Genomic DNA, 17,650 nt, shown 5'->3' with positions numbered 1-17,650 from the left:
GCCATCGGTCCCCAGGAGAAGATGCCATCGATACCCTTCGCAGTGCCGAGGCGCTGGCGCGCCGCGCCCATGCCAGCCAGATCGACAAGGCCGGCCACCCGTACATCGGTCATGTCGCGCGGGTAGCCGCGCGTGTGCGTGGCGACGCCGACGCCGAAGCGGTGGCCTGGCTGCACGACGTGGTGGAAGACTGCCCGGACTTCGCGGCCGAGGTGGACCAGTTCCCCGCCCACATCCGCGCGGCGGTCGCCTGCCTTACCCGGCGCAAGGAGGTACCGGCAGACGACTACTACGCCGCCATCGCACGCAACCCGCTGGCGCGGAAGGTCAAGCTTGCCGACATTGCCGACAACAGCGATCCGGCGCGCCTGCAGTACCTGCCCGTGGCGGTGTCGCAGCGGTTGACGCAGAAATATGCACACGCCCTGCTGGCCTTGGGTGCGGGACCGGTACCCGCCGCGAACTGACCGGCACGGTCATCCGGCGGGGACCAGACAGATGCTCAGACCCAGCGCATCGAACCGGCCCCGGTCCGGCACCGCGCCCTGCGTGACCAGCGCACACAGCACCCGCGAGAAGCGCGTCGGGTCGCCCACATAGTCGCGCAGCCGCAGCACCGCCCCGGGCGTGTGGCGCAGCACGTGCAGGCCGTAGTGCATCAGCACAAGGCGGGACACCAATCCCGCCGCTGGACTCGCCTGGGGTGACGCCGCATCGATCAGCGCGTCGAAGATGCGCGTTTCGTCATCGCGCAGCGTGGCCAGGAAGACATCCGGATGCGCCAGGGCTGCATGGGGTGCGTCCAGTGCCAGGCGCCAGGGCGGCGGCGCTGGCGTTTCCAGCCAGTGCACCCAGCCCAGGTGGAACGCGCGGGCCACTTCCAGGAACGGTGCGAAACGCCGACGTGGAAGGGCCAGACACTCATACATCGCGCCGACAACGACCGACAGCGGATGCGGGCCCAGCCGCTCGGCATGCAACAGCAGGCGTCCTTCGCCGAACTGGAGGCGGTCCCGCGTTTCATCATCGATGTCCAGCTCGAACAGCAGGAAGTACAGCGCATGCTGGCGCAGCGCCAGGTGCGCATCTGTCTGCTGCGTCAGCGTCAACAGGTGCAGCACGTGGCCGAACAGGGCGTAATCCTTGTTGCTGCGCTGCCCGGCGTCGACGGCAAACAGGTTCGCCGCCCGCGTCAGCATGAGCAGCAGCGCATGCATATCGGCCTCGGTGTAGCCACGGTCGCGCATGCGGCGCGCCAACGCGGGCACCCGGATCACGTCATGCCAGCGCACCAGTGCGATCGGACGGCCACGGTGGTCACGGGCCGACAGGTGCCAACGCCCGGGCTGCCCGTCATCCTCGACATGGAACAGCGGCCCCGGCGCGCGCGCAGGCGGCCCACCCTGCACGAACGCGGCGATGCGCTGGTTGAACAATGCGTCCAGGTTCATCCCTGCGTGGCAGGCCCGGTGGTGCACCGGCGACGGTCATTCATCGCCGTCGCGCGCGTCCGGTGCCTGCCGGTACGGCTCTTCGAACGGGCGGAAGTCGTGTTCGGCCAGCGCGCCCGCCACCCACTGCTGCACGCCCTGCAATGCCAGCACCGCTTCCATGTAGCGCTGGACGCGCGGGCTGACCGGCAGCGCATAGGTCTTCAGGCGCATCACCACCGGCGCGAAGAAGGCATCGGCAATGCTGAACGGGTCGAACAACAATGGGCCGTCGTGGCGCGCCAGCAGGCGTTCCCACAGCGCCTGCAGGCGTTGCAGGTCGTCGACAACGGCCGGCTGCTCGCGCAGCACGCGTGCGCCCACCTCGGGCAACGTGGCTTCGATGTTCATCGGAAAGTGCTGGCGCAGCGCGCCGAATCCGCTGTGCATGTGCGCGCATACGCTGCGCGCCAGGGCACGCGCCTCCACCGCCTGCGGCCACAGCGCGCGGTCGGGGAAACGTTCGGCCAGGTACTCGGCGATCGCCAGCGTGTCCCACACCACCAAGTCGCCATCCACCAGCACCGGCACCGTACCCGACGGCGACAGCGCCATGGCCTGGCGTTTGAACTGCGAGTCGGGATCGAAGCTATCGAACCGCAGCAACACTTCATCGAACGCAATGCCCGCCTGGGCCATCAGCACCCACGGACGCATCGACCAGGACGAGTAGTTCTTGTTGCCGATATGGAGGGTAAGCATGGCGGCGGCGCAGGCTGGCGAGGGAGCGCCCATGCTACCGGTATTCGGCGTGGACCCGGCGGCCACTCCGGGCAGCGCGGGGTTGGCGGTCCCGCCCTGCTGCAGCTCCCTCGCCTTCACGGAAACTCCGCGATAGCGGTCACATAACCGCATGACGCTTTCTCATACGCTGGCGCTGCCCATTCGGGCCTGACAACAACGGAGACAAGGATGAAAGGGAAGATTCGGCTTTCTGTCGCTTCGTTCATTGCGCTGTTGGCATTCGGTTCCATCGCCAACGCGGATCCCATCGCCTGCAACGCCGGTCGCGTGTTCTGCAACGATCAATACCGGCAATGCCTGGCCGATGGCCGCAGTGTCCCGGTATGTACGCAGCTGCGCGACGAGTGCGTCCGGGATTTCTGCCAGTAACACGTGATGCCACTGGCGGCGTCAACCCGCCGCCAGTACGCCTGCTGCGCAGCACAAAGCGCAGGTTGGAAGGAGGCATGTTCATCCTTCTGTCGGTCGTCAGATCGTTGATCGAATCTGGCGTTGACGGTCCAGAGCAGCTGGACCTCGCGCGGCTTGCTCATCAACATTGTTTGGTGCCCGGAGCCGGAATCGAACCGGCATGGAGTTGCCTCCGGCGGATTTTAAGTCCGATGCGTCTACCAGTTTCGCCATCCGGGCAACGCGGGGCATAGGGTGCCTGATCGCGCCCGGTTTGGGAATGCGCGGGCGTTTCAGAGGTCCGGCATCAGCACCTGCGACGGGTCATCGGGGTGGTACAGAATGCGCGCGCGCTCACGCGGGACCCGGGGCAGGTCCAGCAGGCTCACCACCTTGCGCACGGTCACCGTGTGCGTGGTGCCCTGCCGGTCCTCGAAGGCCAGCTGGAACGCCAGCTGCGGCTGGGCGTTGACCTCGGTGCCGGTCTGGCGCACGTGCAGGACCCGGGCGTCGACCCCGATGCCGCGGTAGTTGAGGGCTTCGGCGCGCCGGTCGATCCCCACCATGCGGGTGAACAGGCGGCCCAGCACCAGATAGCCGCACAGGCAGGCCGGCATGACCAGCAACGGATGCCACGGAGCCAGGAACGTCCAGCCCTGCCCGTTCCCCTGCCCCGGGTCGTTCCAGCACCAGGTGTAGTAGGCGGCCAGCGCAGCCAGCAGCACCACGCCGATCAACGCGCGGCGCAGCAGCCGGCCCCGGTCGATCTCCGGCATCGCCCCTTCCAGCACCACGTTGGGATACCCGCCCGGATCATCGCTGAGCAGCGCATCGAGCTGGTTGTCGGCCACGAACCGCTGCAGCTGCGGTTGGCTGTCCACCGCCAGCATCTGGTCCTGGATCGGCGTGCCGGACAGATTGTCGAAGGCCAGGGTCAGGCTCCATACACGCCAACCCCGCATCAGCCGCCCGGTATCCTGCGCCTGCACCACGCGGGCGCGGCGGCGGATCGCCGCACGCTGGATCGCCCGGGTGCGCGCCTGTGCGCGGAACGGCGCCCGCAGCAGCGTATGCACGTAGGCCGCCGCCAGCAGCGCCCACAGCAGGATCGACAGCGCCAACCACACGGTGGCGACGGCGGGCGACGTCCGGTCGGCCGCCTCGACCGGGTAGCCGATGCTGTAGTACAGGATGCACGGGAACGGAAGAGCGAAAAACAGCAGGTACGCTGCCCAGAAATACAGCATCTTCTTCATGCAGCACTCCACTGGCCGAGGCCAGCGGAGGGTACTACACGCGCATCACCGCGCCGATGACCGGCCCTCAGATGGCGCGCGAGTAGCGTACCGGCTGGTCCGGGCGTGCCAGATAGCGGTCGAAGCACATCGCCAGCAGCCGCAGCAGCGGGCGGCCACGCTCGGTGGTGCGCACCACGCCGTCGGCGTACTCGGCCAGGCCGTCGTGCTGCAAGGCCTGCAGCGCCACCAGCGCGTCGGCGAAATAGTCGTCGAAATCCAGCCCATGGCGCGTGGCCAGCGCGCGACCGTCCACCTCACCCTGGCACATCAGCTGGCCGATCAGTTCGGCGCGCACCACGTCGTCGGCATTCAGCTGCAGGCCGCGCCACACCGGCAACCGCCCGGCATCCACCGCCGCTTCCCAGCCCGGCAGGTCGCGCGGGTTCTGGCTGTAGCTGTCGCCGATATGGCTGATGGCGCTGGCGCCAAGCCCCACCAGATCGGTGTCGGCATGGGTGGTGTACCCCATGAAGTTGCGGTGCAGGTGGCCGGCGCGCTGCGCCTGCGACAGGTCTTCGTCGGGCAGCGCGAAGTGGTCCATGCCCACGTACTGGTAGCCGGCCAGCGACAGGCGCCGCACCGCCAGCCCCAACAGGGCCAGCTTCTGCTCCGGGCTGGGCAGCGCCGCATCGGGGATCTGCCGTTGCGCCTTGAACAGGTGCGGCAGGTGCGCATAGCCATAGACGGCCAGCCGGTCCGGCCGCTCGCGCAACACCGTTTCCAGGGTCTGCGCAAAGCCGGCCGGGGTCTGGTGTGGCAAGCCGTAGATCAGGTCCACGTTGACCGAGCGCAGGCCGTTTGCACGGCAGGCACGCAGGATCTCCAGGGTCGGCTCGACACCCTGCTCGCGGTTGATCGCCCGCTGCACCACCGGGTCGAAATCCTGGATGCCGAGGCTGGCCCGGTTGAAACCAAGCGCGGCCAGCGTGGCGATGTCGTCGGGACTGACGAAACGCGGGTCCAGTTCAATGGAGAAGTCACGGTGCGCGGCGGTGCTGAAGCGGAACCGCTCGCGCAGGCCATCGACCAGTTCGCGCAACTGCGCGGCGGCGAGGAAGTTGGGCGTGCCGCCGCCGAGGTGCAGCTGGATCACCTCGCGCGTGCCATCAAACAGCGGCGCGATCTGGTCCGCTTCGCTCAGCACGCGCGCCACGTAGGCCACGCCCTTGCCGTGGTCGCGGGTGATCACCCGGTTGCAGCCGCAGTAGAAGCACGGGCTGCTGCAGTACGGCACATGCACATACAGCGACAACGGCCGGGCGCTGGCATTGCTGGCGCCGATGGCCGCGCGCAGCTGGTGCGCGCCGAAGCCGTCGTGAAAATGCGGCGCGGCCGGATAGGAGGTGTAGCGCGGGCCGGGCCGGTCGTGGCGGCGCAGCAGGTCCGGGTCGAAGTGCCAGGCAAGCCCGGCGGCAGCAGGCGAGGTGATGTCCATGCCGCCAGCGTGCGCGCGGCCGGCCCCGCGCGCATTGAGCCAGATCAATCCAGGCGCGCGGCGCCGGCGATCGGCAGCTGCGGCCAGCGCAGCATCTGGAAGCGGCGCCAGAAGGTATCGGCGATCCGCGTGGCCACGTCATCGGCCAGGCGCTGCATCGGCGGGTTGGCGCATTCGGCGGTGGTCTGCCGGAACAGCTGCAGCCAGCGGTCGAACAGGTCGCGGTCCAGCTCGTCCATCGCCATGTGCTTGGGCATCGGCGCGCCGTTGAAGCGGCGCGTACCGCGCAGCATCGCCGACCAGAAATCGACCAGCTGCGCCAGGTGCGCGTCCCAGTCGTGCACGCGGGCGGTGAACACCGGGGCCAGGCGCGGCTCTTCGCGCACGCGCGCGTAGAAATCGTGCACCAGCCGGGTGACTTCCTGCTCGCTGCACAGGTCCAGCGATGGCGTGGGCAACGCGGTGACGGGCGGATGCTGCATGCGGTTTCTCTACGGCCGGTGGGGTGCTGCGCGTGGTGCCGAGCATGCGCGCGCAGGGGGCGCGCCATCTTGATCAGGATCAATGTCGGCGCAGATCGTGCGCCCTAGTCTGTGAGTCAAACACTGACCGTGGCTGCAATGACCGACCTGCACGACCCACCCGGGGCCCGCCGCCGCCGGCTGTTGATCCAGCAATGGGGCGCCATCCTGTGGCCCAGCTTCGTCGCCGCTGGCCTGGCCAGCATGGTGTTCTTTGCCATTGTCGATCCGCTGCAGTTGCGCGACATCAGCTTTCCGCAGCGTGCGCTGAGCCGTGAGCTGGGCTACACGCTGGGCTTCTTCATGTTCTGGGCGGTAACCGCCGCAGCCAGCGGCCTGACCTGGTATCTGTCACGGCCGCCGCGCCGCGATGACGACGACGAGCAGCTGGGGTGACCATGCCAGCCCGCCTTCACCTGCACCTGGTCGACCCTGCCCCGCCACCGCTTCCGCCGCCGCGTGGGCGACGCATGCCGCCCTGGCGTCCGCTGCTGTCGGCCGCCCTGTTGGCCGCCTTCTACGCACTGCCGTGGCTGCGCTGGAACGGTCGCCAGGCGCTGCTGTTCGACCTGCCGGGGCGCCGCTTCGACCTGTTCGGGCTGACCCTGTGGCCGCAGGACCTCGGGGTTCTGCTGGGGCTGCTGGCCGTGATGGCCACCGGCCTGGTGCTGCTGACCTCCCTGGCCGGGCGGGTGTGGTGCGGCCACGGCTGCCCGCAGACCCTGTGGAGCCGTCTGTTCCGCTGGATCGAGCAGGCCACGGCGCGCCACCTGCGCCAGCCTGCGCTGGCGCGCGCGGCCAAACACCTGCTCTGGGCGGTGGTGGCGCTGTGGACCGGGGTGACGTTCGTGGGTCTGTTCAGCCCGATCCAGGCGCTCGTGAGCAGCCTGTGGCCGCCGGCCTGGAGCGGCTGGGAAACCTTCTGGGTAGCCTTCTACGCCCTGGCCACCTGGGGCAACGCCGGCTTCCTGCGCCAGCAGGTGTGCATCGACCTGTGCCCGTTCGCGCGGATCTGCCCGAGCCTGTGTGATGCGGACACCCCGCAGGTGCAGTACGACGCACGCCGTGGCGAGCCGCGGGGCCCGCGCCCGCGCGGGCTGGGCGCGGTGATGCAGCGCGGCCGCGGCCTGCTCGATGCGGTCAGCGCCAGCGACTACGCCTTCCGCGCCGCCCATCCCGCCTTGGCGGGGCCGATGCCGCATTTTCCGGCCGACCGGCTCGGCGACTGCCTGGCGTGCGGTGCCTGCGTGACGGTGTGTCCAATGGCGTTGGATGTGCGCAGTGGGCCGCATGCGGACTGCATCGCCTGTGGTGCCTGCGTGGACGCCTGCAACACGCAGATGCGCGCGTGGCAGTTCCCGGCCGGCCTGCTCCGCCATGCCAGCACGGCCCACATGCAGCAGCGCCGCACGCGCTGGCTGCGGCCCCGCACGCTCACAGCACTGATCACCCTGCTGGTGCTGCTGGGTGTCGGACTGCATCGGCTATAGACCACTGACCCCTTGCCCCACGGCCGCCATTCCCCCGAATGGCACCGGCCCCCCCGACCGGAAACTCAGCGCAGGCGGGTACTGCGTGGCGGCACCATCTGCGCGCGCCGCACGATCCCCAACTGCTCGATGATCAACGCCAATTCATTGGTGACCTGGGTACGGCTGCGCCCTTTGGGCACCAACCGCTCCAGCACCTGCTGGTAGGTGGTCCAGAATTCCGGGCCGCAGCCATGCTTGCTGTAACTGGCTTCCAGCTCGGTGCGCACGCCACTTGCCAAGTCATGTACGTCGTAGTGCATACGACCTCCCTTGGACTTGCCTTGCATCGGAGACGAGCTACCACCCTGCGTGGTACAGGTTCACTTGCGCTTCACCCAAAATTTGCACGGTCCTCGCACCAAGTCAATCGGCAGGAGGCACTTTGACGAGGACATCGCTGAATGGTTCAGATGCGCCGCGCCCGTTCCGCCCAGGCAGGATGGGCGGAAAGTGTTGACAGGGTGATGTCAGAAACCGCTACGCGGCCCGGCTAGGACGCCAGCCGCCAGACCCCGTAGCCGCAAATGGCGATCCCCACGCCAAGCAGCGCCCACACCAGGCCATTGAAGCGCTTGAGCGCCTTGGCCAGCACCAGCGAGAACCCGATGCCGGCCAGGCCGATCGCCAGCCAGAGCACGCCGTTGACGTTGCTGGGTGATGCCCAGAACGAGCCAGGCGCCCCGGTGGCGGCAAACAGCTGGACCAGTGTCATGGCAGGACCTCGGAAGTGAACCAGCCTGCATCGTGGTCAACCGATCGTGCCGACGCGGTGAAGGCGCGGCTGCCGCAGGCTGGCTTACCCCGCTGTCGGCATCGCCGGGGGCGCGGGCAAGGTGTGCGCCAACAGGTCGAGCAGCCGGTCCAGGCCCGTGCTCACTGCTGCACCTTCATTGATGCGGCGTGCAAACCCGGCCCAGTCGCCGGCCGACAGCTGGCGGATCAAGGCCGGCTCTACCCCCAGCCAGCGCATGCCCCAGAACGGGAAGTAGCGCTGCGGCACGCGGCCCCGGCTCAGCTCCACGATGCCATGGTGGCTGCGTGCCTGCAGGATGCGCTCGTGCACGGCGGCCATGCCGTCTTCCGGGCCTTCGAAGTACTGCAGGAAACGGCCGCCATCAAACAGCAGCACGCCGGTGACGCCGGCTACGGTATTGAAGCGGGCGGCATCGTCGACCAACCCATCCAGAACGGTGCTGGACAAGCCGGCCGACGCCTCACTGACATAGGCAATCGCGCGAAGGGGCATGGGCGGGTCCTTGGATTGAAGGGAGATGCTGTCACTTTCAGCCGTGCGGATAAACCACGTCACTGAAGCGTTCAGATGTGAGCCGACCCGGCAAACGATAAAGCCCGCTTTCGCGGGCTCTATGCGTGATCAATTTGGAGGCCTGGACGGGAATCGAACCCATCTCAACGGATTTGCAGTCCGGTGCATAACCACTCTGCCACCAGGCCGGTGACCCTACAGCTTACCGGGCAATGATACCCCGATAAAACAAGACCCCGAGAACGGGGCCTGGTCAGGATTTGGAGCGGGAAACGAGACTCGAACTCGCGACCTCAACCTTGGCAAGGTTGCGCTCTACCAACTGAGCTATTCCCGCAAAATCAGGCGCGTATCTTACCGAAACCGCAGGTAACACACCAGCCTTTTCACACTTTATTTCACATCCCCGCCGGCGCTGCCGATCAGGATGCCCGCGTGCCACCGCGGAGAAAAACAAGGCCCCAAGGGGGCCCTGTCGAAATGTGGAGCGGGAAACGAGACTCGAACTCGCGACCTCAACCTTGGCAAGGTTGCGCTCTACCAACTGAGCTATTCCCGCAGACTTTCGCTTGCCCCGGCCGCACCGCACCGTGAAGTGCTGGAGGCTGCCGGCCCATCGACCTGCGTCGAAGGAGCGCTATTGTGTCGGGATTCCTTCACGCCGTCAACTGCCTGCAGCCGCTTCGATTTACGGTTGTTGCCCCGCCCAAGGCAGCCGGGGACGCCGCAGGCCTGAAACAGAGGACTGCAACAAATTGCATGGTCACGCGTGCGACCGCACAAGGACACTGGTGCGTTCGCATACCGGGACGTGAACATGCCCTTTTTTCCTCCGCACACCCCCATCCTTGAGCGCTTCAATGCCATGGGCCACATCGAGTCGCTGCTGCTGGATGGGCAACGCCACTTTTTCGGCCATGACCCGTTGACAGACCGCATCGTGTCGCCCTTGATCCAGGATCCGTCGGAGATGGCCGAGTTCGCAGCCCAGTGGATGCGCGGGCACGCCGGCCCGCGGGACGCGGCCTCATGGTTGACCGACATACATGCGGCCACTACCCGCTCCCGACGCTGGCCGACGCCGTTGGTGGTGGAAGAGCGCGACCGGATGGCCGTTGAAATGGCACTGCGCATGGCAGCACAACACGACATCCCTTCCCCCTTCGACGTACAGGACAACGTCGTGGATCTGCTGCACGCGGTCTACGGCGACATCGCCGACGGTCGGCTCCAGGCCATGTTCGACTGGGCGGTCGCTCTGGACCAGGCCGGCGAAGACGATGAACCGCTGGGCTGGGCCTTCGACGTGATCCATGGCGTACGCCCGGCGCCGGTCACGTTGTCGCATCGGGATGTCGCAGAAGCGCTGCGGCATTGCATGGGATCGTTGGCCGACGCCGATGTCGGCAACTGGATTTCGGTGTTCGGCGCCATCATCCGCTCGTGCGACGCCATTGCGGCCACGCCGTTTCCAACGCCAGCGCAGGTGAGCCAAACCCTGGCGGCCGACCGGCCCTTCGAGGTGGTCGGCTACGCAGACGTCGTCAACAAGGTGCCGGAGACCTCCCTGTTCCATCGCGCCGATGACGAATCCCTGCGGCCTGACCAGCAGATCGTCCTTCTCATCGACGGCGACCTGCATCTTGACCGCCTGGACCTGGACGATCCGCTTGCCCGCTGGCGCCAGCCAGATGCCGACGTTGTCCTGCCCTGGTTCATCCTGGTCACCGGCAACGTCGTCATTGAACAACACCTATGGAGCCTGGAAACCGATGGGGCCTGCGGCCTGGTCGTGCTGGGTCATCTGACGGCGCGCAACGCCATCGTAGGCGGCCAGCAGATCCATGTCGGCGGCAACCTCACGATCGAGGAGCTGTACTGGGGCGACTACAACCATGGGTGCCTGTATGTAGAAGGCGACACGACGGCCGCGTTGTTGATTCAAACCGACTACCACATGGACCTTGTCGGCAAGGTGAGCTGCCTCAAGCGCGTGGATGATCTGGACGAATTGGACGGCGATGAACTGATGAAAATCATTGCCACCGATTGCGTGATGCAGGCGGAACCAGAGCCGGCACCGGAGTGGTCACTCAATGCGACCGCCATGCTCGAACGACTGGAAGCGGGCCACAGCGTCATCTGCAGGGATGCGCTGGAACATCCCGATCCGCCGTTCACGATTCCATCGCTGTTCGCAGACGCCAACGTCAGTCCCGAGAACTTCCTCCGCCTCTCCGATCCGGACCTGCTACCCGAGGGAAGTTGCCTGCACAGTTTTCAGCGCGACGGACTCGACCTGACCGTGATGGCCTACTTGTCAGAAGAGCATCGCATCCCCCGACGCGCCATCCTGATCCAGGACATCGCGCGCAACATCGGGGTCAGCTTCACGCAGGAACCGGCGACGGCCCCTTGGTCGTGGCGGGATGTGGTGTCACTGCGCAGGCCGCAACGCGGCTGGGTATTGCTGAAAGCCACCTGTGACAACCTCGACACCCCGGACGCCGACTGGGTTGCGGTGGACGGCGTCACCTTCACGCCTGCGTACACCGCCCTCATCCTCAAGGGCTGGGCAGCTTTCCTGGAGTGGGCATCCTATCGGCACTGGGCCGCGTGCCAGATTCCCGCCGACCGGGTGCGAGGTCTGTTGGCCCTGCCTGTTGCCGCCCCCTATGACGACTACACCGATAGTGATCGCAACGGACTCTGGGTGGGCAGCTTCCACGCCGCCTTTCGGCAGCAACGCATCGGTGCCGACGGCGAAGTCCACCATCCGATCCTGCGCTTCTCCCGCAGCCGCTACTGTCGGGATAGCGATGAACACACGATGGAGAGCTTCTACTACGACCTGGAGCGCTGCCAGGACGGGCAGGAACGCGTTCGCGTGCGCCACCTCGCCGACGAGGACAGCGAACAGGCCGCGATTCCGCTGGATGCAGAGGGCGGCCCGCGGCTGGTTGAGGCCGTTCGACTCTTCCATCGCGCCGCCGGCTACCTGGAGAAGGTCAACGCAGCGCTCCTGGAAGGTACGCCGCCGTTCCATGCGACCGACGATGCATTCGCGATGCGTCACTGGCGCGATCGCGGGTATCTGCCGCGCTGACGGCTGGGGCGCGATGCAGAGCCCGCCCGATGACAGATCCCCTGGCTTCCAAAGGACTAAGCCCCCACCCGCATCCCGCGCCGATGGAAATACACCTGCTCGGCCACCCGTCGCATCGCGCCGGACTGCAGCACCAGGTTGAGCGGCCAATCCATCTGCAGGTGGTCCATCGCCCAGCGCAGCAGGCGTTTGCGGCGGAAGGTGGGCGCCGCTCTGCGTGCCACCACTTCTGCGGGCGGCCCATTGCCGCGCAGGTGCAGGCCGGCGGCATCGCCGATCGCCCAGCCATGCCGCCAGGACGAATGGATGCCGCCGGCCGACAGCGGCGACACGATGCCCGCCGCGTCGCCGGTGAGGATCACCCCGGGCGCGGTGATCGGACCGTCCGGCAGGCCACACGGCACCAGCCCGGCGCGCGTGGCGGTCGGCACCGCCGCGGCCGGCAGACCCACCACGTCGCGCACATGCTGCAGGAAGCCGTCCAGGTCGGGCTGCCGTGCGTGGGCCGCATCGTGTCGCAGCGCCAGACCCACCTGCACGCCGGTCGGATTCTGCGCCGCCCAGCCGATGTACCCCGGGGCGAAGCGCTTGCTGGCAAAGCAGTGCAGTGCCCCGGCTTCGGCCAGCTGGACGCCGCCAAACTCCTGCTCCACGCCATACAGATTGTCCTGCACGCGGCCCAGCCCGGTGCGCTGCGCAACGCGTGAGGTGGCGCCGTCGGCACCGATCAGATAGCGCGTGCGCCCTGCCCCCTCCACCTGCCAGCCGTCACCGTCGCGCCGTGCCTGGGTGAACGATTGCTGCAGCCGAAGGTCGACCCCATTGGCGCGCAGTTCGGCCGCCAGCCAGCGCAGCAGGTTCGGCGTGTCGGTGGTCATGAAGTAGTAGCCCGGTGCCGCCAGCAGCACGCTGCGCAGGCTGGGGGCGTACAGCCGCACCCGCTCTACCCGCTGCAGCAGCTCACCCGGCGCCCGGCCCAGCCACGTCTGTTCGATGGCCTCTTTGACGATGATGCCGGTGGTGTGCAGGCGCGCGCCGGGATCGGCCTTGCGTTCCAGCACGCACACGCGTAGGCCGTACTGGACGGCGGCGAGCGCGCAGGCCGCGCCGGCGAAGCTGGCACCAACGACGACAAGGTCCCAGTCGTAGGCGGTAGAAGACGTCTCCATCAACGGGGGGTCCTGTGCGGTCGAGGCGCACAGGATCGAATGCATGGAGGGGGAGGCAATGAAGTGCCGGTGAAGCGAGGATGAAGCGCCGCCCGTCCGCCTCACCATCCAGCGCGCATGGGAGAATCCGCGTTACGCCGGCGAACCACGCCGTCCCTTATAGAGCGCCATGACCAGCCGCACCTCGCGCAGTATCTTTTTCGGCATGGCCGGATTGTTGTCGGCCCTGCTCATCGCCTGCATGGCGACCCAGCTGGGTTCCAACGCCTGGATGCTGTTGACGGACCGGAGCAACACGCTTCCGACCGAGTCGTCGATCTTCTCGTTCGAGCCCTACGTGATCAACCAGGGGTCGTCGAACTATTGGCTGTACGGCAAGGACGGCCGGAACTACTACCACTTCGTCCACCGCGACGACGCCGCCTACGTGTATCTGCCCATCGACAACGCCTGCCCCGGCTTCCAGCGCGATGACATCCGCACCTGGTGCAATGTGCGCATCGGACAACGCCGCTGACGACGCACGCCGCGCATACGAAAAAAGCGACCCGAAGGTCGCTTTTTTCGTTGCCTCACACCGCGGTGAAATGCCGGTGGATGCTGTATCTGGAGCGGGAAACGAGACTCGAACTCGCGACCTCAACCTTGGCAAGGTTGCGCTCTACCAACTGAGCTATTCCCGCTTGGGAGGCGAAATTCTACAACCAAATGCGCAGGTGTCAACAGCCCTTACGCATTCTTTTTCGCACGGGCGGTTTCGCGGGCCAGGCGTTCGTCTTCACGCAGGCTCGGCCATGCGGCATGCAGGTACTGCAGGCCCGAGAACAGCGTGAGAATCGAGGCGATGGCCAGCGTCCAGTCGCCGATGTGGAACACCTGCACGCCCATCCAGATGTCCTGCATCGGCGTATGCGGTGCCACCGAATACAGCAGGCACAACAGCGCCACCATCTGCGCGGTGGTCTTGATCTTGCCGATCAGGGCCACGCGCACCTTGGCGCGCTGGCCGATCTCGGCCATCCACTCGCGCAGTGCCGACACGGCGATTTCGCGGCCGACGATCACCGCCGCCCACACCGCCATCCACGCGGTCGGATGGCCCTGCACGATCAGGAACAGCGCCACGGCCACCATCAGCTTGTCGGCCACCGGGTCCAGGAACGCGCCGAACGCCGATGCCAGGTTGTAGCGGCGGGCGATCCAGCCATCCAGCCAATCGGTGATGGCGGCCAGGCCGAAGATCGCCGCGGAGGCGAAATTGGTCCATTTGTAGGGAAGGTAGAACACCAGTACCAGCACCGGGATCATCAGGATCCGCAGCAGGGTGAGCCAGGTGGGGAGGGTCAACTTCATCGCATCTCTCTACTCGCCCGCCGCGTCGGGCGCGGGCAGTCCATGAAGGTTAGCGTAGATGCGTGCAGCGAGGGCGTCATTGATGCCCTCGACTTTCGCGATTTCGGCTTCGCCGGCCGCTTTCAGGCCGACCAGGCCGCCGAAATGCTTGAGCAGGCTGGCGCGGCGGCGCGGGCCGATGCCGGCGATATCCTCCAGCTTGCTGGTCATGCGGGCCTTCTGGCGGCGCCCGCGGTGGCCGGTGATGGCGAAACGGTGGGCTTCGTCACGCACCTGCTGGATGAACTGCAGGGCCGGCGAGGCCGCCCCGGGGCGCAGCTCGCGGCCATCGGGCAGCACCAGGGCCTCGTGCCCTGCCCGGCGCTCCACGCCCTTGGCCACGCCCACCAGCATCACCCCTTCCACGCCCAGGTCGGCCAGCGCCGCCTGGGCCTGGCCGAGCTGGCCGGCGCCACCGTCGATCAGCAGCAGGTCCGGCAGCACGCCGTCTTCTTCCACCGCACGGCGGAAGCGCCGCTCGATCGCCTGGCGCATGGCCGCGTAGTCATCGCCGGGCTCGATGCCGCTGATGTTGAAGCGGCGGTACTGGCTGCGTACCGGGCCGGCGGCATCGAACACCACGCACGAGGCCACGGTGGCTTCGCCCATGGTGTGGCTGATGTCGAAGCACTCCACCCGCTTGACCTGCTCGGCCAAGCCCAGCATCTGCCGCAGATCTTCGCTGCGCGCATGCTGGGCACTGCGGCTGCTCAGTTCGCTGACCAGGGTGATCTGCGCGTTGCGGCTTGCCAGTTCGACATACCCGGCGCGCTCGCCACGTACGTTCCACTTCAACTGCACCTTGACCTCGGCCGAGGCCGAGAGCGCGGACTCGATCAGGCTGGCGTCGGGGATTTCGCGGTCCAGCAGGATTTCGCGGGGCGGCGAGTGCTCGGCGTAATACTGCGACACGAACGCCGCCAGAATTTCTTCGGCGCTCTCTTCGCCGTTGGTCCGCGGGTAGAACGGGCGCGTGCCCAGGTTGCGTCCGTCACGGAAGGCCAGCAGCATCACGCAGGCATTGGCCCCGCGGGTGGCGCAGGCCAGCACGTCCAGATCAGCGGCGCGACCGTCCACGTACTGGCGCGTCTGCATGCTGCGCAACGCGGTGACCAGGTCGCGCAGCCGCGCGGCCTGTTCGAATTCCAGCGCGTCGCTGGCCGCCTGCATCTGGGTGCCCAGTTCGCGCGCGAGGAGGTCGCTCTTTCCTTCGAGGAACATCGAGGCACGGCGCACCGATTCGGCATAGTCCGTCGTGCTCACCAGATCCACGCAGGGAGCGCTGCAGCGGCCGATCTGGTACTGCAGGCACGGCCGCGAGCGGTTGCGGAACACGCTGTCCTCGCAGCTGCGCAGCTTGAACAGCTTGTGCATGAGGTTGAGCGTGTCGCGCACGGCGGTCACGCCCGGATACGGGCCGTAGTAGCGGCCCGGCACCGCGCGCGGTCCGCGATGCAGCGCGATGCGCGGCCAGTCTTCGCGGGTGAGCAGGACGTGCGGGTAGGTCTTGTCGTCGCGCAGGGACACGTTGTAGCGCGGCGACAGCGACTTGATCAGCTGGTTTTCCAGCAGCAGCGCTTCAGCCTCCGAGCGGGTCACGGTCACGTCCATGCGCGCAACCTGCGACAGCATCGACATGATCCGGGTGGTCTTGGGCGTGCCGTTGAAGTAGCTGCCCACCCGGTTGCGCAGCGCGCGTGCCTTGCCGACATACAGCAGGCTGTCGTCGGCGGCGTACATGCGGTAAACGCCGGGCGCGGTACTCAGGTGGGCCGCGAATGCCTTGCCATCGAAGGCGGGTGCGGTGGAAACAGTCATTCGCTGATCGGGACTTCGCTCAATACGCCACTGACAGGGTCGAAACGCAGCACGGCATGGGCGTCGGTCTCGGCGATCCACACCGCCCCGCCACCCAGCGCCAGCCCGGCCGGGCCGTGCAGACGACGCGGCAGTTCCAGCGTGCTCAGTTCACCGCCGCCCAGGCGCAGCGTGCGCAGGCGGCCATTGCCGGCATCGGCGATCCACAGCAACGGCGCATCCGGACTGAGCGCGATGGCCTGCGGATGCTGCAACTGGGCGATCGTACGCGGGCCATCCTGCTCGCCGAACGACCACAGGCCCTGCCCGACCAGCGTCTGCACCAGGTCGCCGCGCAGCTGCATGGCGCGGATCGAGGACCCCAGCGCATCGCAGACGTACAGCACCTGCTGCACGGCCGCCAGCGATGTCGGCTGTGCGAACGCGGCCAGGTGGCCGCTGCCGTCGCGCTCGTCGATGGCGCCCGAGCCGGCGCGCCAGTGCAGGCTGCGCTGGCCCAGGTGGTAGGTCCAGATGCGGTTGTCGCCGGCCATGGCGATGTGGATCTGGTTGTCGGCCACCGCCAGCCCCTGCGGGTGGTTGAGCGCGGTCTGGCGTGGCTGCGCCACCGGCCCCTCGATCGGCTCGCCCGGGCGGCCGGTGCCGCACAGCGTGTCGACCTGGCCGGTCAGCAGGTGGATGCGGCGCAGGGCATGGTTGCCGGTGTCGGCCACGTACAGCGACTCGCGCTCCAGGGCCAGGCCCTGGGGACGGTTGAAGGCGGCCTCGGCCGGCCCGCCGTCCATGAAATCGGCGGTGCCCAGCCCGAACTGGCGCAGCACACGCCCGCCGTGGCTGCATTCCAGCACGCGGTGGTGGCCGCTGTCGGCGATGTACAGGCGCTCGGTGGTGGCCACCAGCCCGGTCGGGAAGGACAGCGGCAGGCGCGGCTCGGGGTTCAGTTCGCGTACCAGCGCCATGTCACCGTCGACCGGTCGGGCGCCGCCCTCGCACAGCGCGTTGAGCGCGCGTTCCAGCTCGCCGCCGAACCCGACCAGGCGATCACGCTCGCGTCCCTGCGCATCCAGCAGGACCAGCGTCGGCCAAGCCGTCACGCCGAAGCGGCGCCAGCCATCCCAGTCCGCGTCGAGCAGCGCCGGGCCACTCAGGCCCTGCCGGCGCAGCAGCTTGAGCGCCTGCGCGGGGTCGCGTTCGCAGTCGAAGCGAGGCACCTGCAGGATCAGCAGCTGCAGCTTGCCCGGGTTGCGCGACTGCCATTGCGCCAACTCGGCCAACCGCTGCGCGCACCACACCGAGGCGGCGTTGACGAAGGCCAGCACCACCGGCCGCCCACGCAGTTCGGTCAGGGTGGTGGGCGTGGCGTTGAGCCACGTGGCAAATTCGGGCAGGTCCTGGACGGGCTGTACGTTCATGCCCCGATTATGCCGGAGTCGGCGTCATGCAATCGTCGTGCCGCGTCAATCCGACGGCGGCCCGCACACGCCGGCC

At 67.5% G+C, this 17,650-nt stretch carries 18 protein-coding genes and 5 tRNA genes; 6 read left to right on the top strand and 17 right to left on the bottom strand.

Annotation, left to right across the window (positions count from 1 at the left end):
- Positions 1-134 precede the first annotated feature (134 nt).
- Positions 135-467, top strand: coding sequence for a phosphohydrolase (locus ACZ0AE_RS07155; RefSeq protein ID WP_447592890.1), 333 nt, complete (start codon positions 135-137; stop codon positions 465-467).
- Positions 468-476: 9 nt separating this feature from the next.
- Here the strand turns inward: ACZ0AE_RS07155 and ACZ0AE_RS07150 are convergent, their stop codons facing one another.
- Positions 477-1,451 carry a hypothetical protein gene (locus tag ACZ0AE_RS07150; RefSeq protein WP_463600712.1) on the bottom strand — a complete coding sequence of 325 codons (975 nt, stop codon included), beginning with the start codon at positions 1,449-1,451 and terminating at the stop codon, positions 477-479.
- Between the two features lie 36 nt (positions 1,452-1,487).
- Positions 1,488-2,192 carry a glutathione S-transferase family protein gene (locus tag ACZ0AE_RS07145; RefSeq protein ID WP_463600711.1) on the bottom strand — a complete coding sequence of 235 codons (705 nt, stop codon included), beginning with the start codon at positions 2,190-2,192 and terminating at the stop codon, positions 1,488-1,490.
- A gap of 210 nt (positions 2,193-2,402) precedes the next feature.
- On the opposite strand from ACZ0AE_RS07145, the gene ACZ0AE_RS07140 reads away from it, so the two are divergent.
- Positions 2,403-2,603: a hypothetical protein gene (locus ACZ0AE_RS07140; RefSeq protein ID WP_038689206.1), complete on the top strand. Its 201-nt coding sequence runs from the start codon at positions 2,403-2,405 to the stop codon at positions 2,601-2,603.
- Between the two features lie 174 nt (positions 2,604-2,777).
- On the opposite strand, the gene ACZ0AE_RS07135 is transcribed toward ACZ0AE_RS07140, so the two are convergent.
- The 4 genes from ACZ0AE_RS07135 to ACZ0AE_RS07120 all read right to left on the bottom strand — a co-directional run bounded on the left by ACZ0AE_RS07135 (position 2,778) and on the right by ACZ0AE_RS07120 (position 5,839).
- Positions 2,778-2,864: transfer RNA gene (locus tag ACZ0AE_RS07135), tRNA-Leu, on the bottom strand.
- A gap of 53 nt (positions 2,865-2,917) precedes the next feature.
- On the bottom strand, positions 2,918-3,880 hold the full coding sequence (locus ACZ0AE_RS07130) for a hypothetical protein (protein ID WP_463600710.1): 963 nt from the start codon (positions 3,878-3,880) through the stop codon (positions 2,918-2,920).
- A gap of 67 nt (positions 3,881-3,947) precedes the next feature.
- Positions 3,948-5,357, bottom strand: a complete 1,410-nt coding sequence (gene hemN, locus ACZ0AE_RS07125; protein WP_463600709.1) for an oxygen-independent coproporphyrinogen III oxidase — start codon at positions 5,355-5,357, stop codon at positions 3,948-3,950.
- A 44-nt stretch (positions 5,358-5,401) separates the two neighbouring features.
- Complete coding sequence (locus ACZ0AE_RS07120; RefSeq protein WP_038689210.1) at positions 5,402-5,839, bottom strand: group III truncated hemoglobin; 438 nt, start codon at positions 5,837-5,839, stop codon at positions 5,402-5,404.
- Between the two features lie 138 nt (positions 5,840-5,977).
- Between ACZ0AE_RS07120 and ACZ0AE_RS07115 the strand changes: the two genes are divergently transcribed.
- Positions 5,978-6,274: a hypothetical protein gene (locus ACZ0AE_RS07115; RefSeq protein ID WP_447592878.1), complete on the top strand. Its 297-nt coding sequence runs from the start codon at positions 5,978-5,980 to the stop codon at positions 6,272-6,274.
- Positions 6,275-6,348: 74 nt separating this feature from the next.
- Entirely contained in the window at positions 6,349-7,368 is a 1,020-nt protein-coding gene (locus ACZ0AE_RS07110; RefSeq protein WP_463600708.1) for a 4Fe-4S dicluster domain-containing protein, read from the top strand.
- A 65-nt stretch (positions 7,369-7,433) separates the two neighbouring features.
- Here the strand turns inward: ACZ0AE_RS07110 and ACZ0AE_RS07105 are convergent, their stop codons facing one another.
- The 6 genes from ACZ0AE_RS07105 to ACZ0AE_RS07080 all read right to left on the bottom strand — a co-directional run bounded on the left by ACZ0AE_RS07105 (position 7,434) and on the right by ACZ0AE_RS07080 (position 9,236).
- Positions 7,434-7,670, bottom strand: coding sequence for a hypothetical protein (locus ACZ0AE_RS07105; RefSeq protein WP_038689216.1), 237 nt, complete (start codon positions 7,668-7,670; stop codon positions 7,434-7,436).
- 230 nt (positions 7,671-7,900) lie between these two features.
- Positions 7,901-8,122 carry a hypothetical protein gene (locus tag ACZ0AE_RS07100; RefSeq protein ID WP_463600707.1) on the bottom strand — a complete coding sequence of 74 codons (222 nt, stop codon included), beginning with the start codon at positions 8,120-8,122 and terminating at the stop codon, positions 7,901-7,903.
- An 84-nt stretch (positions 8,123-8,206) separates the two neighbouring features.
- Complete coding sequence (locus ACZ0AE_RS07095; RefSeq protein ID WP_463600706.1) at positions 8,207-8,656, bottom strand: BLUF domain-containing protein; 450 nt, start codon at positions 8,654-8,656, stop codon at positions 8,207-8,209.
- A 135-nt stretch (positions 8,657-8,791) separates the two neighbouring features.
- A tRNA-Cys gene (locus ACZ0AE_RS07090) sits at positions 8,792-8,865 on the bottom strand.
- A gap of 73 nt (positions 8,866-8,938) precedes the next feature.
- Positions 8,939-9,014 (bottom strand) — tRNA-Gly (locus tag ACZ0AE_RS07085).
- Positions 9,015-9,160: 146 nt separating this feature from the next.
- Positions 9,161-9,236: transfer RNA gene (locus tag ACZ0AE_RS07080), tRNA-Gly, on the bottom strand.
- 258 nt (positions 9,237-9,494) lie between these two features.
- On the opposite strand from ACZ0AE_RS07080, the gene ACZ0AE_RS07075 reads away from it, so the two are divergent.
- On the top strand, positions 9,495-11,783 hold the full coding sequence (locus ACZ0AE_RS07075; protein WP_463600705.1) for a hypothetical protein: 2,289 nt from the start codon (positions 9,495-9,497) through the stop codon (positions 11,781-11,783).
- Between the two features lie 56 nt (positions 11,784-11,839).
- On the opposite strand, the gene ACZ0AE_RS07070 is transcribed toward ACZ0AE_RS07075, so the two are convergent.
- Entirely contained in the window at positions 11,840-12,952 is a 1,113-nt protein-coding gene (locus ACZ0AE_RS07070) for an NAD(P)/FAD-dependent oxidoreductase (protein ID WP_463600704.1), read from the bottom strand.
- 169 nt (positions 12,953-13,121) lie between these two features.
- On the opposite strand from ACZ0AE_RS07070, the gene ACZ0AE_RS07065 reads away from it, so the two are divergent.
- A complete protein-coding gene (locus tag ACZ0AE_RS07065; RefSeq protein ID WP_463600703.1) occupies positions 13,122-13,469 on the top strand; it encodes a hypothetical protein in 348 nt (115 codons plus the stop codon).
- A gap of 90 nt (positions 13,470-13,559) precedes the next feature.
- Here the strand turns inward: ACZ0AE_RS07065 and ACZ0AE_RS07060 are convergent.
- From ACZ0AE_RS07060 to ACZ0AE_RS07045, 4 genes are all read right to left on the bottom strand, one after another.
- Positions 13,560-13,635: transfer RNA gene (locus tag ACZ0AE_RS07060), tRNA-Gly, on the bottom strand.
- 46 nt (positions 13,636-13,681) lie between these two features.
- Entirely contained in the window at positions 13,682-14,305 is a 624-nt protein-coding gene (pgsA, locus tag ACZ0AE_RS07055) for a CDP-diacylglycerol--glycerol-3-phosphate 3-phosphatidyltransferase (protein WP_128095903.1), read from the bottom strand.
- Positions 14,306-14,314: 9 nt separating this feature from the next.
- Positions 14,315-16,162 carry an excinuclease ABC subunit UvrC gene (gene uvrC, locus ACZ0AE_RS07050; RefSeq protein WP_038689230.1) on the bottom strand — a complete coding sequence of 616 codons (1,848 nt, stop codon included), beginning with the start codon at positions 16,160-16,162 and terminating at the stop codon, positions 14,315-14,317.
- Entirely contained in the window at positions 16,159-17,574 is a 1,416-nt protein-coding gene (locus ACZ0AE_RS07045) for a nhl repeat protein (RefSeq protein WP_038689231.1), read from the bottom strand. The genes uvrC and ACZ0AE_RS07045 overlap by 4 nt, the downstream gene beginning before the upstream one ends.
- Positions 17,575-17,650 lie beyond the last annotated feature (76 nt).

Source organism: Stenotrophomonas sp. AC248 (genome assembly GCF_979258185.1).
Note: the sequence above shows the minus strand (reverse complement) of the source record. Positions and strands in the feature narration are given on the sequence as shown.